General features: G+C 39.0%; 5 protein-coding genes. 1 reads left to right on the top strand and 4 read right to left on the bottom strand.

The features are described from left to right. Positions 1–54: 54 nt before the first annotated feature. The 4 genes from MS2017_RS07085 to MS2017_RS07070 form a co-directional block, all read right to left on the bottom strand. On the bottom strand, positions 55–7,434 hold the full coding sequence (locus tag MS2017_RS07085; protein WP_164707652.1) for an FISUMP domain-containing protein: 7,380 nt from the start codon (positions 7,432–7,434) through the stop codon (positions 55–57). 216 nt (positions 7,435–7,650) lie between these two features. After that, on the bottom strand, positions 7,651–8,649 hold the full coding sequence (locus MS2017_RS07080) for a hypothetical protein (RefSeq protein ID WP_164707651.1): 999 nt from the start codon (positions 8,647–8,649) through the stop codon (positions 7,651–7,653). A 612-nt stretch (positions 8,650–9,261) separates the two neighbouring features. After that, the gene (locus MS2017_RS07075; RefSeq protein WP_122951753.1) at positions 9,262–9,444 is read right to left on the bottom strand and encodes a hypothetical protein; all 183 of its coding nucleotides are present in this window, start codon (positions 9,442–9,444) and stop codon (positions 9,262–9,264) included. Between the two features lie 137 nt (positions 9,445–9,581). Next, positions 9,582–10,667: a hypothetical protein gene (locus MS2017_RS07070; protein ID WP_122951752.1), complete on the bottom strand. Its 1,086-nt coding sequence runs from the start codon at positions 10,665–10,667 to the stop codon at positions 9,582–9,584. Positions 10,668–11,279: 612 nt separating this feature from the next. Here MS2017_RS07070 and MS2017_RS11815 point away from each other — a divergent pair. Then, positions 11,280–16,829, top strand: coding sequence for a BspA family leucine-rich repeat surface protein (locus MS2017_RS11815; protein ID WP_122951751.1), 5,550 nt, complete (start codon positions 11,280–11,282; stop codon positions 16,827–16,829). Positions 16,830–17,324: the final 495 nt, after the last annotated feature.

The raw sequence follows: 17,324 nt of genomic DNA, 5'->3' as shown, positions 1-17,324 counted from the left end.
TTATGCAATTTCTGACAGGCAACACTGTTTCAAAAATCAAATATTACCCGTTTTCTAATCGGGAGCGGGAACGCCCATCACTTGAACCTCTGCTAAAGATAAAAATGATTCTTCGCCAACAAGTTTAATTGACTCAATTCTAACATAACGACCGATTACCTTATATTCAGATAAGTCAATGGTTGCTTTTTGATCAGGAGCAGTGTGGAACTCGTTTATATACTTAATCTGTAGGAAGTCTTCATCATCGGAAACAGTAACTCTATAAGCTTTCAGCCTGCCTTTACAGCAGTCGGTTCGATTGAAGATATTGATTTTTTCAATATGCACTTGCTCCCCTAAATCAACATACCACCAAGTGTTATGTGTACTAGATCCAGTTACGGAGATACTGCCATGGAAATAGTCACCATTGGTGTCGCCATCAACAGCTCGTTTGCTAGCAGACAATCCAAAGGCAGACTGTGCTGTGTGTTTGTTCAATGCCATATTTATTGATCTTGCTGACAATGCTTTCTTTGCATCTTCGGTGATGGTGAAAATATTTTCTTTCACCATAACTTGAACTTCTGCTAAGGATAAAACGCGTTTGTTGTCTCCAAGGAGTGTAATTCTGACATAACGACCTTTTGCATGATGTCTGGATAAATCAATTGTTTTCTTGGGATCGGGAGAGCCATGGAAATCATGTGTATAACTAGGTTCATGAATGCCGGGGTTGTTAGAGATGGCAACTCGATAATTATCCAATCTGTCTTTACAGCAGTCGGTTCGATTGAAGATATTGATTTTGTCAATAAGATACTCTTTGCCTAAGTCTACCATCCACCAAGGATTTTTTTCTGAGTCAGTATGGCTGGTACCGGCACCTGCTTTGAAGTAGTCACCGTGAGTTATGCCATCAATAGCCTTGTGAGAATTATTGCGGAAAGAAGATTGTGTGGTTAGTTGATGCAAAGCCACATTGGTGTCTATCATTGCTTGTTGTTTTATGCAGCGCACACCAAGAGGGAAAATTTTGGAATTAGCGCCTCTATAAATTTGGCCTTTTCCACCTTCTAATGTTCTTGAATAAGCGGTACTAGAATCGCTGGCTGATGTTGAGGTCCACATGGATGCTACTAGGGCGGAGACACCGAAAGGACCGTCGCCTTCTCGGAGAAGGGAACTAAAGCCAATGCCGCTACTCTCTTTGAGTTGGGCGCCTTGGTCGGTGCCACGCCAAGCGTTTTCTGCGTTGGTGAATTCTTTGCTCATACCTAAATAACTTTCTAATTTTTTCCAGTCATTGTCTGTTGCAATGCGCCAATTTTTTGCACAAATTCCTTGTGAGCCTTCTACAGTGGCGCCTTTCATGGCGGCAGACCATGTGTAGATTTTGCCATATAATTTATCATTACTTGGTTTGTCGTCATAAGAATAAATGCCATTTTCTGCACTGTTGGTGCCGTGGCGCATATTTTCTGCTGTCCATATTTGGTCGCCAATCTTGATGGTTTTGTAGGTAATGCCACCTGTTTCCATTTCGGCTTCGCTATTCTTGATGCAACGCACGCTGGCACCGCTATTTTTATAAGCAGTTCCGTAATAGACTTCAGATTTTGAGAGGTCTAATGCCAGTTTCCAAGATGTGCTGGTATCAGAGGACTTTTGGCTGGAGGACCAAAAATAGGTTTGTTTGATGGTCTTGCTGAATAACTGTACAGTGCCATTGTTGATGATGCCTGTCATAATTGCGCCAAATCCACTGGCACCGCCTACTTTGAGTTGTTTGCCTTGATCGGTACCGCGCCATGATGCTTTGTTTGAATTTAATTCAGCAACATTTACACCTAGATACTCTTGCAATATTCTCCAATCACGAGCTGTTGGGATGTGCCAGCCTAATGCGCAAATTCCTTGTGCGCCCTCTTTAATGGTGCCTTTCATGGCGGCATGCCAAGTGTAGTATTTTCCGTATATTTTGTCGTTACTTGCGTCGTTATTATGGGAATGCACGCCATTGGTGCTGCCACTAATATGGCGCATATTTTCAGCTGTCCATACTTGGGCGCCAATTTTAACGGTTTTGTATTGAATGCCGCCTACTTCCATTGCTTCTACATCTTTTATGCAACGCACTTGGGCATTTTTTACATTTATCATTGATTTTTGATAGCCAGAAGACCATAGGAAGAAATGCTTGTTGCCTTCTTCTAATATAATATGGTTTCCTTGTTTAAGTACACCTGCTTCCACGCCAGGAAATAAAGAGGAGGCCATTTTGTCATGACTGGCACTTATGTATTCTTTTAAGGTGTTCCAATCTTTTTTACTTGGGATATGCCAACCTGATGCGCAAATTCCTTGTGTGTTGCTTTCTTCTGAATAGTTTACAGCAGCACCGTATTTATATACTTTTCCTGTTAATCCAGCTTTTGCGCTACTGTAGCTAGGGGTCGTGCCATCGCCATGACGCATGGTATTGATTGTCCATACTTGACCGGCAATTTTGACAGCACTATAGTTAATGCCACCAGCCGTCATTACTTCACTTTTTATACAGCGAACACTGTAACCATTGGCGTTGGCTGTGTGTGTTCTGACGGGGGATTTTCCTGTGACTGATTTATTAATGATAGGGGATGAGTTGCCAGTAAAGAAATTACCAACATCAGCAAAGAATCCTTCAATAGGGCTTTCGTTACCTAGGTTTTGCCTATCCATGTAGTAATTTGGATCCTCGCTGAAATCATTGTATACCTTCATGCTGGCTGGAGAGAAAACCAAACTTTGTGTGTGGTGAGATTGAAGGGGTGTTTTACTCCAGTAATATCCTTCAATACCTTCGCTTTTTATGGCGCCATCATACAATCGGCGTTTACCTGCTGCTGGTAATTTTAAGAAACCTTGGAGTGCTGTGGTGCTGCTGGATGCTGAGAAATATCCCATTTCAGCTTTTAGTTCGTCTATGCTGGGCACTTCGAAACCAGCTGGGCAAATGCCGTTTTTATTGTTGGACCAGAATTTAATGCGAGAAGAACCTTCTGTGTCGGCTACTGTCCAATCATATTTTTGTGATGCATGTATTTTGTCATCATAATTGAGCCTTTGCATCTCTAGAACTGTTATGTTGTACGGGTCTGTTTCATAAGTCAAAGATGTAATTTGATTTTGATTGGTGTAGAATGTATTTCCACTCGGTTGGATGGAGTCTGCTTGTTTGCGCTTCATGTTTGTGTTTATGCGTCGTTGGTGTCCATCTGTAGATCGTCCAAATTGATACAAACCACCATAACATTCACTGCTGTTGTTATCGACACAAACTTGATTTGCGCCTAGATTTCTATCTAGCCAAACTCGTTTGGTTTTTGGCGAGACAACTGTGTTGTAGATTTTTCCTTTAAATACAGTGTTAATAACATGGATAGTGAGTTTGGCAACCACATATTCTCCATCTAGAGAAGTGGCATAAACTTCTGCCATACCTGTGCTAATACCTGTAAGTGTCGCAACGCCATGTGATCCAGAAATGATTGCATGATCAGATTTTACTTTCCATAAGACATCTTTGATGGTGGCGTTATTAGGGGTAATTTCAGCATTAAGTTGGACGGTTTCTCCTACTCTAAGAACATTCTTGCCTGCGACTTGCATGGTGTTGTGACTCAGTTGAATATTGGTAACGGGTACCTCAACAGAGTTTATGGTAATGCCAACTGTTACAGTGTCTGTGCCAAAGTCGTTAGTGGCAGTAATGCTATAGTAGGCTTTTGGTGTTACTTTATTTGGTTTGCCTGAAATTGTGCCGGTATGGCTGTCAAAAGATAGGCCATTGTAAAACATTGGACTGATAGACCATTGAGTAACATCGGTGCCAAAATTAGCGAAGGTAATTGGGGTAATGTTTTCGCCAATTTGGGTGTTTAGCTGATTGGTACTAGGGAGAATAATGGGGGCGCTAGAATCAATGTCTTTTATGCAACGCACACTAAAACCTTGAACGCGATCTTTTCCTAAAAAGGAGGTGTTGCCGCTGTCATCAAGTTCAAGGCTATCGACCAAATATTTGCCAGGTGCTGGATTGACAATGCTTTTGGTCCAATAAAAGCCTTTTTGTCCAAGATTCTTTAATTTACCTTTGGTGTTGCGATTGCCACTTAATGGTAATTTTAATAAAGTGTTTACGCCTGTTTTTCCGGCTGCGGTGCTGGCTTCAGTTTCAGCTTTTAACTCATCGGAAGTTGGTACTTTAAAGCCTGCTGGGCAAATGTTGTTAACGCCAGTTTTGCTCCAAGCTGCTATTCTTTTGTCACCTGATTCGTCAACGCCTGCTGCTGTCCAGTCGTTGCTTGGGCTGGTAACAATAATGATTGAATTGTTGTCTCCTCCCTCAGTGTTGGCTGTCATTTGGCCGTTTGAATTAGTGTCCGTGGCGCTGTTCATTATAAAATTGCCATGATTTGGTGTAATGCTACTTGCTAAAATCGCGGTTTTTTTCACATATGTTTTAAGCTGGTGGCCATCGTTGCCTCTGCCCCATTGGTATAAATTACCATAGCAACTAGCGTCCTTGAGGGTTTTACAAGTTCGAGATGCACCTAAGTTTCTGTCTAGCCAAGCTTTTCCTGTTGCTTCGGATAAAATAATTTTATAAGGTTTTTTATTGATAGTAACGGTTCGTGAATTGACAACCAGTATTTCGAATCTGCCGACTACAAGGCCGCTATTAGAAACAGCTCTGATACTGGCAATACCTTCTTTAAGGCCAGTTACTTTACCTGTTTTACTGTCAATACTTGCTGCTTTATCTACCAACCATGAAAGGGTTTTATTGCTGGCATCGCTAGGGCTGATAGTGGCACTAAGTTGGATGGATTCGCCGATTTTTAGAACACTCTTGCCTGATACTTCAATGCTATTTACAAATATTGGTGAAATTGTAATATACACGGCAATAGGGCTTGCGCCTTTGTCATTGGTGGCGGTAACTTCATATTTTGTTCTGTTTTGAAGTTTGTTAGGAGTGCCTGAGATTGTGCCTGTTTTAATGTCAAATGCTAAGCCATTGTTAAGTGCGGGTTTGATTGACCAGCTGTTAATTAAGCCTGATGCAAGATTAAAAACTCGAATGGGGGATTTCATGGGTCTGCCAATTTGAAGATTGTTTTCAGTGCTAGTGGCAACTAAGGCTGGTGTGGTGTCGTCTTGAACACAGCGTACACTGGAGCCAATGCTGTTGTCTATATCACCACGCCACAAGTCTAGTGTTGTGTCGGCGATGATAAAATTATGATCAGGGTCGGTTGAAGGTCTCATGATGCTGATTCCAACACTGCTAACTTCAGGGTCAACTCTAAGTTCTTGTAATGTTTTTTGAGTGCTTATTGCTTTTTTAGAAGTAAAGATGGCTAATTCTTTGGCTGAAATGCGCTTGGAATTACGGATTAAATCTTTAATTTTAATGCTGTCAATTTTGTATTCTGCACCTAGGTCAATGGCTATCCATCCGTCATTTGAGTAAGTGTTACCTAAGAAGCCGGTGCTTACTTTGCCATCAACGATGGCATCTACATTTGCTCGAACGAAAGGTGCGGGACCTATCTTGTCATTCTGGGAATCTTTGTTACCACCAGTGGCAACATTTGTCTTGCTTGGGGTGGGAGAGAAGAATTTGGAAAGGGCGGAGGGTTTGGAAGGTAAGGGGCTACTTTCATAGGCGGTCGTTTTTTTATGGAGTGCAATGTTTTTGCCTTGGTACATTACTTCTACTTCGCCTATTGCCATTTCGCTAAAAGTAACTTGTCTGATTAATATAAAACGCGTAGCGGATACAGGCACAGTGGAGATTTTACGACCTGTAAAGTTTCCTGCCTTGGTGGATTTGGTGGAACTGGTGAAGTAAGCTTTGTTGCCTTCTTCCTTTAGGTTGTTACTTTGGAAAAATCCTAATAATTCAGCGTTAAAACGACCTTGGTGAAGCATGCTGGCTTGATCCTTGCCACGATAAGCGTTGTCTTTATCTTGATTGGCTTTACTCATTTGGAGGTAGCCTTCTAGTTTTTTCCAATCTGCATCTGTTGGAATATGCCAGCCTGAGGCACAAATGCCTCGTGATTCTTCTTTGTGTTCTGCGTTCATGGCGGCAGACCATTCATAATATTTGACATCATCGCTGCTGCCAAGTGACACACCTGTCATGCGTCCGTCTGGGAAATGACGCATGTTTTCAACGGTCCATACTTGTGAGCCGAAAATGTGGGTTTTGTAGTCAATTGCGCCAACGCCCATTGGTTTTGGACGGTAGTTGATGCCTGGGCCAAAGTCGGAGTCGTGTTCTGGGTTATTGTCTGAGATGCCTGGGTCGTTTGAGGCGTTGCCTGTTCCACTTCCTGAGGCGTTGTCTGTTCCTGAGGTGCCACCTGAGTTGTTGCTTGAGTCATTTTTTGAGTGACCTTTTTTCTTTGCTGATAATTTGGTGGGTGTGCGAACATGAGAGAAACCTATGAATTTATGGGTTTCTTCCTTTCCTGTGATTTTGCTGTTAACCATCAGTGTGCCAAGAAAACTGTGGCCTATGTAAGAATCTTCAAGGAAAAAATCAGAGAAGGTAAGGTTGCCTTTAGATTTATTAGATTGTATTAAGTTGGGGTTGTAGTCCCAAGTTAGTTGTCTGTTTATAAATGTGGCATTATAAATGGGGATATTGTTTATAAAGACAGAGCCATCTTCGACTTTGCCGTTATTAACTTTGGCGCCGTTTGTTATAAAAACTGTGAATGTTTGACCTTTGTCGTTAAATTTTAAATTGGTGTGGTATTTTCCAATCCAAAAGAACAAGTTTCTAACTCTTAATTTTTCAAGTACGGCAAAAATTGATTGTGTGTCACATTTATCATAACACCTTGTGTTTAAAAAATCGTCAAGTGTTTTGAAGTTGTCGTTAAGTGATAACGATGTGTGCAGATGTCCAAGGAATTCTGTATATATGTCATGGTTTTTAAACATATTGGATACAAACATCTCAGACATAATTCTAGAAAGTGCATCGGTATCAGTATCAGTGGTGTCGCCTGGTGTTGGCACTGGTGCTGGTGCAGGTGTTGGTGTTGGTATCTGTATTGGTATCTGTGTTGGTGCTGATATTAGTTCTGATGTGGGAGAGGTATTTCCTGGTGTGGATTCAATAGAGGGGTTAGCGCTATAAGGGGTGGCTATTGGTACAAAGTTGCTTGGTGTTGAATTGTCAACAGGATTGCTAGGGTTGTCAGAAGTGACTGTTGGTACTATTGACTCAGCAGGGTCGTTAAGGTCATAAGGGGTAAATATTGGCACATTAGGTTGGTATGTTACAACATCAGAATAAAACGGGTTTTCTAATGATTTTGCTGATATACCAATACCTGACAATCCATAAATAAATAAACCGATAATTAGTGTTTTAACTGTTTGCATAATTAAATCTCTGTTATAAATAGTAAAACTGTCTTTGTTTAGTAAAACTATCTTTGTTAAAAAATTAAAATTACATTGTAATTTTAAAAAGAATAGGCTTTTTTTTAATATAAATAGCCTAATCAAACTTGCGTTATTTTTTGTTTAATGTGTTGTGTTGAATTCGATGAGTAACTTAGTATAACGCCTTTGGTTACTTATTTTGAATTTAAGATGCTAGCCACACTCTTCTGGTTCGCTGTCTTCTAATGTTTTTTCTTTGTTCCATTTGTTGATGTCCTCGTATGCGGGATCTTTAATGATAGTATTTGTCTTAAAGGAAATGTTGGGGTCGGAAGTTGTTTGCTCATCAAAGAATTCATCTATGTCTGCCTCTTTGTCGCCACTTGCTTCATCTAACTTATCTTCTTCAAGAATATTTTCCTTAACATCTTTTACTTGTTTGCCAAGTCCATCTAAATTGATTTTGTCTTCATCTAGATCTTGAGGCTCCCACTCTTTGCGATATTTGTTTACTACGGCATACACAGGATCTCCTTCAGGCGACACCTCAGAAGTCACAGGACCAGTATCCTGCGGCGTAGAATAATTTGATTCAATTGGAAGTTCATTGATGGGTTTTTCTAGTGAATAAGTATTGTCTATCAGTTGAGGTTCGGACGGGGTATTAATGGAGTTGAAATCAGCGCGTATTTCGTTAATTTCGTCAATAGTAATATATTCTGATTCATTTACTTCAGGAGGAACCTCAGACATAACAATATATCCTGTGTCATCTGTCTCAAATTCAAAGCCACGATTAACAACAGATTGAACCTCCTCCCCTAGAGTATCCATTTCAGTCTCCTCAGGTAGGCTCTCCTCTATGTCCGTTGCTTTCGCTACTTTGGTTTTATAAATATAGTAACCAGTGCCAGCAGCAATGGCAACCCCTATTGAAACAGTGGGAACAACCCATGCAACTGACGATACGCTTGTGGGGTCTTTGATAAGGGTGCATGTCCCGCTAAAACTACCATCTTTTTTTTCTTTAATAGTTCCATTATCTCCATACCCAGATATACATGTGCAGGAGGGTGGATTCGTATTCTCATCATAAAAAGAATATGGAATATTTGCTTCACTAGACCCATTATTACATTCACTAGCCAAAACTCGCGCATTAAAACTACCAAAAAGTAACAAACTCAAAATACTTAACTTTATTGTTCTCACTGTTCTCACTATTCTTCTCAACTACAAACTATAATAATTTAGTCTCTAACTAAATTATTATGGGGCGTATCTTTAATTAAATTCTAATTCAAATATAAAAAACACCCCCTTTAAAGATAAAGAGGGTGTTTTTGCATTATATTTTTTTTTAGAAAATTATACACTGGTTAATCATAATTAACCTCCTAATTCAAATATAAAAAACTTAGTTGATATAGTTTTAACCAAAAAGTAGTAAATATACAAAAATAACCACCTCTCTTTCACGCAACTAAGTAGCACTGTATTTATCAAAGGTCTCACACACTACCTGTCAATGAACTTTAACCTTTCGTATTAGACTGCTTGCCATTGCCTATACAATCAATGCCATTGGGCTTGCCCAACGCCACCGGCCAACACTTTTCCAACCTTGATAGTAATCATGCACTCAAAGTCTCAGCCTTTGTTAGCATTTTAAGAGACTGTTGAAAATAAAACACCAAAAAAAACCATATTTATAGTAAAATATATTATATATCAACAACTTATATTAATAATAACCACCTAAACAGAATTTATCAATCTAGCAAAACTTCAAACAACTTTTTAAATTTTCTTATACGGCAAACCTCAAGAAGCCCTTTTTTCTGATTCAATTTTATACTTTATGAGACCTTTGCATAAATATGGATGATTAGCAAAATTCAATTTTTGCCCACTTGGTGATTTTCTTAAATCTTGTCCTAGCAGGGCTAAGGCTGGGTTTAAAAAATTACCAAGTGGGTGAAAAGTAGATTCTTGATAATTATTCATAATTTATGCAAAGGTCTCACATTGTAATTTTAAAAAAAATAGGCTTTTTTTAATATAAATAGCCTAATCAAACTTGCGTTATTTTTTGTTTAATGTGTTGAATTCGATAAGTAACTTAATATAGCGCCTTTAGTTTGCTACTCACAACCTTCTGAGTCGCTATCCTCTAATGCTTTTTCTTTGTTCCATTTGTTGATATCCTCGTATGCGGGATCGCTGATAATGGTATCTGTTTCACCAAGATTAGATGCGCCAGGATTGGAAGTTGTTTGACTTTCAAAATAATCTCCTACATTTACCCTTACCTCTCCTTCGACATTTACTTCATCTAATCTAGCGTCTTCAAGAACATTTTCTTGGACATCTTTCACTTGATTGCTGAGTCCATCTAAACTTATTTCATCGTCTGAATCACTTTCAAGTCGAAAATCCCACTCTGCTTGATGATTTTCGTCTATTTCGACATATGTATAGTCACCACCACTGGCCTCATTTTCAGGTGAGGGTGCTGTTGGATTAGATGGGCCAGGAAGCTCACCAGAGGAAGGATCGTTGTGAATCATCACTTCATGTGTTTCAATTGGAAGTTGGTCTATGGATTTTGGTAGTGTGTAAGTCTCATCTACCATGCTTAGGCTGTTGGATTCAGCAGAGGTTAAATCAGAGTGTATTTGTTCGATTTCAGAGGTAACAGATTCTGGGTCATCAATCTCCCAGACATATGAATCATCAGTATTAAAGGAAGTAACATTTTTGTCGTTTATGGATCGCATAAAAGTTTTTGTCAAAAATTCCATATTAATTCTTTCTTCTGGAGTCATTGTCACATTCTCCACATTCTCTACGATCTCTATATTTTCACTTTCTATGCCTCCACTTTCTACATTTACTTGTCTGATTCTATAAATGTAGTAGCCAACACCGCCAATGCCTGCAATCGCCATTGCAGCAACAGGAACAGCCCATGTGGCTGACGATGAACTTGTGGAGTCTTCAATAAGGGTGCATGTCCCGCTAAACTTACCATCTTTGTTTCTTTTAATGGTCCCGTTATCTCCATACCCAGATATACATGTGCAGGAGGGTGGATTCGTATTCTCATCATAAAAAGAATGCGGAATATTTCCTTCACTAGTCTCACGACTACATTCATTGGCTAAAACTCGCGCATTAAAACCACCAAAAAGTAACAAACTCAAAATACTTAACTTTATTGTTCTCACTGTTCTCCCTTAATTATAAACTATAATAATTTCTACCGAATTATTATAGGGCTGTCTTTATTAAATTCTAATATAAAACTCACTCCCCCTCGAAAAGGGCAAACCCAATAGTTATAGTATATTTTTACATTCGGATTATAATGGGCGTTCGAAAATTATACACTAACTAATTTTAAATAGCCCTATAATCCAAATATAGAAATTAAAAAAACACATAAAACTTGGTTGACGCAATGGCTTTAAGCAAATTAGTGGGCAAGATAGCGACTTATGGTAACTTAGTGCTTGAGTAGTGTTGCTAGGTACAGGTTTTTTTTGATAGTAGTCGTGCACTCAAAGCTTTAAATATTTAAACCAACATGAAAGCGGGCAGTTACTTGTGTTAATCAAAATATTGGCCTTGCCACTTGTGTAAAGATGTGTCAAATTCTCAAAAGACATTATTATCAATAAGGCAGTCAATGAAAAAAAATGTTTAAACAAGTATGTACGGCGTTGGTTAGAAAACAGTTTTTTGAGTGTTGATAACTCTATTTTTGGATTTAGGTATAATGATTATATTCAACTAAATGAAGTATATCGCAACTTATAAAAATAACAAAAGAGGTGGTTATGCAAGTACAAACACAAAAACAAATCAAAGTAACGCAAACCAGGATACAAAAAACCGCCGACCAACTTAACCAAGAAGTCGTTGTTGTTACCCAAGGCAAACAACACATCCAAGTTCAAGCGGGCATAGCTTACCAATTAAGCACTAAAAACTCTGACACTCAAGAGGCAAACCTAATTGCCAAAAAAGTTGGTAACGACTTAGAGGTTTTCCTAGAAGACAGCGTTGTTGTGTTTGATAATTATTTCGAAGTTTGCACAACTGGTTTATCTTGCTTAGTTTCTCTTCCTACCGAAGACGGTGGACTTTATCATATTGTCGCTGATATTTTCTTCACTTTAGAAGATGGCACACAAATTGTATATTTCTACGGCGAACAATCTATTATTTCTACAGAATCCAGTGCCATAGATATGGGCGACAATCAAAGTTTTATGGATGTTATCACCTCAAATATAGGAATTGTAGCTGCCGTTGTGGTTGCAGCCGTTGTGGTTGCTGGCAGCAGCAGTGACAATGATGATGGTGATAATAACTTTTTTGTTACACTTGTAGCGGGCCCAGTATTAGATAACACGGGAATTAAAATTGCTGCTTATGATAAAGATGGAAAGTTTATAGCTGAAGGCGAAAAGCAAACAAATGGCCGTTATAAATTTAATAAGAGCAAGATGAGTGGCATTGTTATTTTTAAAGCCTATGACACCAATGACACTGTTGACTATCAAGATGAAAAAGGCGATAAAATGGATTTAGACATTGCCTTATTGGTAGTTGTTAATACAGAGGAAAAAAGTGAAGCAGCAATTACCGTGCTCACCACAATAGCTGCAAAACAAGCAGGTATTACGGACGATGGTAAGGCTGAGGCTGGTGGTATTGCCGTTTCTTTAACTGCATTAACTGACACAATCGTCAATGCAAAAAATAAAGGTGTTGGTAAGGCATTTGGTATTGATGATATTACCAATGTGCCAAAAGCTGTGATTGACAAAGATGGTAAAGCCACTCAGGATGCCGATGCTTATGGTCAAGTTTTGGCAGCAGTTTCTGGTGCGGGCACTATTAAAAATGTTGTTGAAAAATACGATACTACGGGTGAATGGGATGCTGCAACAAAAGACGGTATCTTTAAGAATGTGGTAAAACAAGAATTTGTTAATGGCGCTGCAAAAGTAGTGGCAAACAATGATGAAATTAATGATGTTCCTTTAAATACAGCGTTAACTAGTGATGGTAGTGGCGGTAGTATTACAGCTGAAGCACTGGTTACTATCACTAGCAATAAGACAGGCACTGCAGTTGGCGAAATCATCTTTACTTTTACCCTTAGTCCAGCGTTAATAGATTTATCAGATTTTACCGTTAGCGATATTGTCATTGCTGGCGGTACTGCGGCTAGTTCTTTTAAAACAGGTGCAACTACCACTGTTTATGAATTAATCGTTACTCCAAATACAGATACAGAAGGCAACATAACAATAAGTATTGCCGGCAAATCTGGCAAATATGCCTCAGCAATAAACTTTATCCAAGCCTACGATGTTAAAACCCCAGCTGCCCCAGAAAGTTTGGCACTAGCAGCCATTGATGATACAGGTTCTAGCGATAGCGATAACATAACCAACAAAGACACTGTAACCATTACTGGTAAAGCAGAAGCAGGTTCAACGGTAGAGCTGTTTAATGGCACTACTTTGTTAGGTGAAAAAATCATTGTTGACAATAGCGGAAATTTCAGCAAAGAAGTTACTCTAGCGACAAACGCAACAACAAATATCACTGCCAAAGCAACCGATACTGCTGGCAATACAAGCCTAATCTCTAGCGCTTTATCAATTAGCGTAGACAGCACAGATCCTACTTTCACCAGTAGCAATGCAGGCGCAGGTATTGCCAATCAAAATAACCCCGTTTATGACGCAGAGGTTGATGGTGGCGATGCAAATGTTAAATATACACTTAGAGCGGTTGATTTGGTCAAATTTAACATCAATGTAGATACCGGTATCGTTGTTTACAAAACCATTCCAGGTATAACGACAGACAACATCGTCATCACCGCTACTGATATTGCAGGTAATGCTAAAACTCACAATGTAGAAATAACAGTAATGGACAAACCAATAGTTGCTATTACCAGTAACAAACCTAACGGTACCAATGGCGCATTTGAACTAACCTTTACCTTTACTGAACAGGTAAGCGGCTTTGAGGTTGACGATATTATTTTTACAAGTGCAAGTGCCACCAATGACAAAAACATTAGTACAGGCGCTTTAACGACAGCATCTTCGGGCACTGATCACAACAAAGTTTTTACCTTGATGGTCACGCCAGAAGTGACGCTAAGAGATGGCAACATTGCCGTTGATATCGCTGCTGATGCAGTAACAAGTGTAGATTCAGGTAGAACCAATATTGCTGCCACACAATTTATCCAAAAGTTTGACAAGACAAAACCAGCAACACCAAACGCTACATTAACAGACAGTGGTAGTAATGCAATGGACGGTATCACTAATGATGCCACCATCAGCGCTCCTACCAATGTAGAAACCAATGCAATAGTAGAATACAAAATCAACACAGGTGCTTGGAGTGAAATTTATACCAAGCCTACAGAGGACGACATTTACACAGTAAAAGTAAGGCAAACAGATGGAGTAGGAAATGTTTCCGATGAGCAAACCATTGCCTTCACGCTAAACACCAGCACACCAACTCTTGCGATTACAGGTAGTGGTGGTGAAGATACCAGAACAATCACATTTAATTTTAGTGAAGCCATTCAAGATGGGTCGTTTACCACAGATGATATTGGCATTGAAAATGGTACTCTTAATGCGGTCTCACTTACCAAAGTAAGTGCAAGCCAATATACTGCTGTGGCGTTAGCAAGCTTAGGTGGACTGCATGCTAATGTTGCTATCACAGTTGCAGCAAATACCTTTGTAGATCTTGCTGGCAATGCCAATACTGCCATCGCTAAAAATATAACCACGCTTTACAGTTTACAAAGGTATATTGATGTTGATGGTAATGGCTCTGATGTTGATTTAACCAATTGGGATGTGTCCCATGCAAATAGCGCATTTCAAGCATTTTTTAACGCAAAGAAATTTAACCAAAATATTGGCGGTTGGGATGTTAGTAATGTGACTAATATGCAAAGCATGTTTAATGGCGCACACATCTTTAACCAAGATATTGGCAGTTGGAATGTCACTAAAGTGTCTGATATGACTGATATGTTTCGTTCTGCATATAACTTTAACCAAAATATTGGCAGTTGGAATGTTGGTAATGTGACCGATATGAAACACATGTTTAATGGTGCAGTCGCTTTTAACCAAAATATTGGCAGTTGGAATGTTGGTAATGTGACTAATATGCAAAACATGTTTAAGGAAACGGCATTCTTTAACCAAAACATTGGCAGTTGGAATGTTGGTAAGGTGGTTAATATGGAGGGCATGTTTCGGAGCGCAACAGGCTTCAATCAAGATGTTGGCAGTTGGGACATTTCGAGTTTAACAAATGCAGAGCGTATGTTTACTGGCATCTCAGTGGCTTCCACCAATATGGATATCGCCAATATGGATAATACCTTGCGTGGTTGGGCAAAACTTGATACCGCTGCAGGAGAGACTACTATTCAGCGTGATGTTAAGTGGAGTATCGCAAACTATACTGATGCTACTGCCAAACAATATTTAATAGACACCTATAACTGGGATATTGATGTTGGCATATTTGATGGCAGTAAAACGATACAGGGTAGCAATAGTGTTGATACACTCAACACAGATGCCAAACGGACGACGCTGCATGGCTTAGGGGGTGATGATACGCTGATAGGTGGCACTACAGATGATATCTTAATCGGTGGTGCAGGCAATGACCTTCTAGTCGGTGGCGGTGGTAGAGATGTCTTTTATTACGGTTTTAAAAATGCAGGCAATGACAGTATTAGTGACTTTTTTATAGAAGGCACCAATGAAGCTACTGAAGTAGATATTATTGACCTTAGTAACTTATTATTAGGGTATCGCTCCACTTCCAATTTAAGTGATTTTGTAACAGTTACTGGTTTTGAAAGTGTTGATACTAGACTGACTATTGACTATGATGGCACTGGGTCGTCCGATAGCCTAATAATCATTACCTTATTAAATGTTGAATATAAAAGCGATTTTCTGGATAAATTGATTGCTAATGGCAATTTAAGGCTTAATTCTACTAAGCCAACTCTGATGATTACAGGCAGTGGTGGTACAAATGCCATCACCAACACCATTACATTTAATTTTAGTAAAGCCATTGAAAACGAGTCGTTTACTGTAGATGATATTGACATTGTAAATGGCACTATTAACGCAGATTCATTTACTAAAATAAGTGAGACTAAATACACCGTTATGGTAACCCCAAGCCTAGGTGTAAAGCATTCTAATGTTGCCATTACGGTTGCAGCAAACACCTTTATAGATATTGCTGGTAATGCTAATGCTAGCATCACTAAAAATACAACCAAAATTAGCCATTTAAAAGATTTGTTTAATATTGATAGTAGCGATTCTAATGCCGATTTAACGAATTGGAATGTGTCTCATGTAGGCGACACAAGGCAAGCGTTTTCTAATACAATCAACTTTAATCAAGACATTGGTAGTTGGGATGTTAGTAATGTGACTGATATGCGTCACATGTTTGATGGTGCAGCCAGTTTTAACCAAGATATTGGCAATTGGAATGTTAGTAAAGTAGTGCATATGCACAATATGTTTAATCACGCAAGCACCTTCAACCAAGACATTGGTAATTGGGATATTTCAAGTTTAAAAGGCGCAGCTCTTATGTTTTCTGAAGCGTCAGCAATAACTGTCGATAATATGGATAATATCTTGCGTGGCTGGGCAAAACTTGATACCGTAGCAGGGGAAACTGCTATCCAGGATCTTGTTTGGTGGGGTATTGCAAATTATACTGATGCTACTGCTAGACAATATTTAGAAGACGCCTATAGATGGAACATTAATGACGGCGATTCTAATGTCAATTTTGATGGTAGCAAGACGATACAAGGTACTATTACTGCCAATACACTTACTACAACCACTACAAAGACTGTACTACATGGTTTAGGTGGCGATGATACGCTGATCGGCGGCTCTACAAATGACATCTTAGTCGGTGGCGCAGGTGATGACACTTTGACGGGTGCAGATGGCAGAGATATCTTTGATTATGGTTTTAAAAACGCAAGTAATGATGTTATTACCGACTTTATTGTAGGAGAGATAAGTGTTAATTCTAATGCAGACATTATTGATCTTAGTGACTTGTTAATAGGATATACCGCTTCTTCTAATCTAAGTGATTTTTTAATAGCGACCGTCTTTACTAGCGACGACACTAAACTGCTTATTGATCATGACGGCACTGGAGAGCTTGATAGTCTAGTAACCATTATTTTAGAAAATGTTGCTTATAGCGACAGTTTACTGAGTGATATGATTGCTAATCATAACTTGGTGCTTGAATAGTATCAATAGCCTTATTACTGCCATCTGCTACTTTGTCTTGCAAAGTAAAGTGCTAAGTGGTTCGCCCTACAAGCACCTACACCACCAATAAAAAATATCAAAAATTCTATAGTAAAGACGACCATCAAGGTGTTTTTTACTAAGCAAGATTGATATTTACGCTGACACTGGTGTGGTTTGGCTCATTGGTGCAAGCCATAAAGGTAAATTTACCACCCTTGCTGAACTCTATCTTGTCCACAAAGCTAGCAAAACTGCGAATGAGTCTGTGAGACCCTTGCCTTAGATATGAATGTTGAATAAAGGGTGAATTTTATTCAGTTGTAGATTCTTTAAACCCAACCTTGGGCTTTCTAGAGCAAGGTTTAAAAAAAGGAAAAAATTGAATTTTGCTAATTATTCATATTGACACCAAGACCTCAATTAAAAATAAAAATAACCTAATGTGCTTAGGATAATTATGGTAGCATAGAGAACAATAATATTTTTAGAGTG

Source organism: Bathymodiolus thermophilus thioautotrophic gill symbiont, from assembly GCF_003711265.1.
Lineage (GTDB): Bacteria > Pseudomonadota > Gammaproteobacteria > PS1 > Pseudothioglobaceae > Thiodubiliella.
Note: the sequence above shows the minus strand (reverse complement) of the source record. Positions and strands in the feature narration are given on the sequence as shown.

Excerpts from the sequence above, each read along its gene's own strand:
- MS2017_RS07085 (WP_164707652.1), bottom strand. The coding sequence starts at position 7,434 with ATGCAAACAGTTAAAACACTAATTATCGGTTTATTTATTTATGGATTG.
- MS2017_RS11815 (WP_122951751.1), top strand. The coding sequence starts at position 11,280 with ATGCAAGTACAAACACAAAAACAAATCAAAGTAACGCAAACCAGGATA.
- MS2017_RS07075 (WP_122951753.1), bottom strand. The coding sequence starts at position 9,444 with ATGAATAATTATCAAGAATCTACTTTTCACCCACTTGGTAATTTTTTA.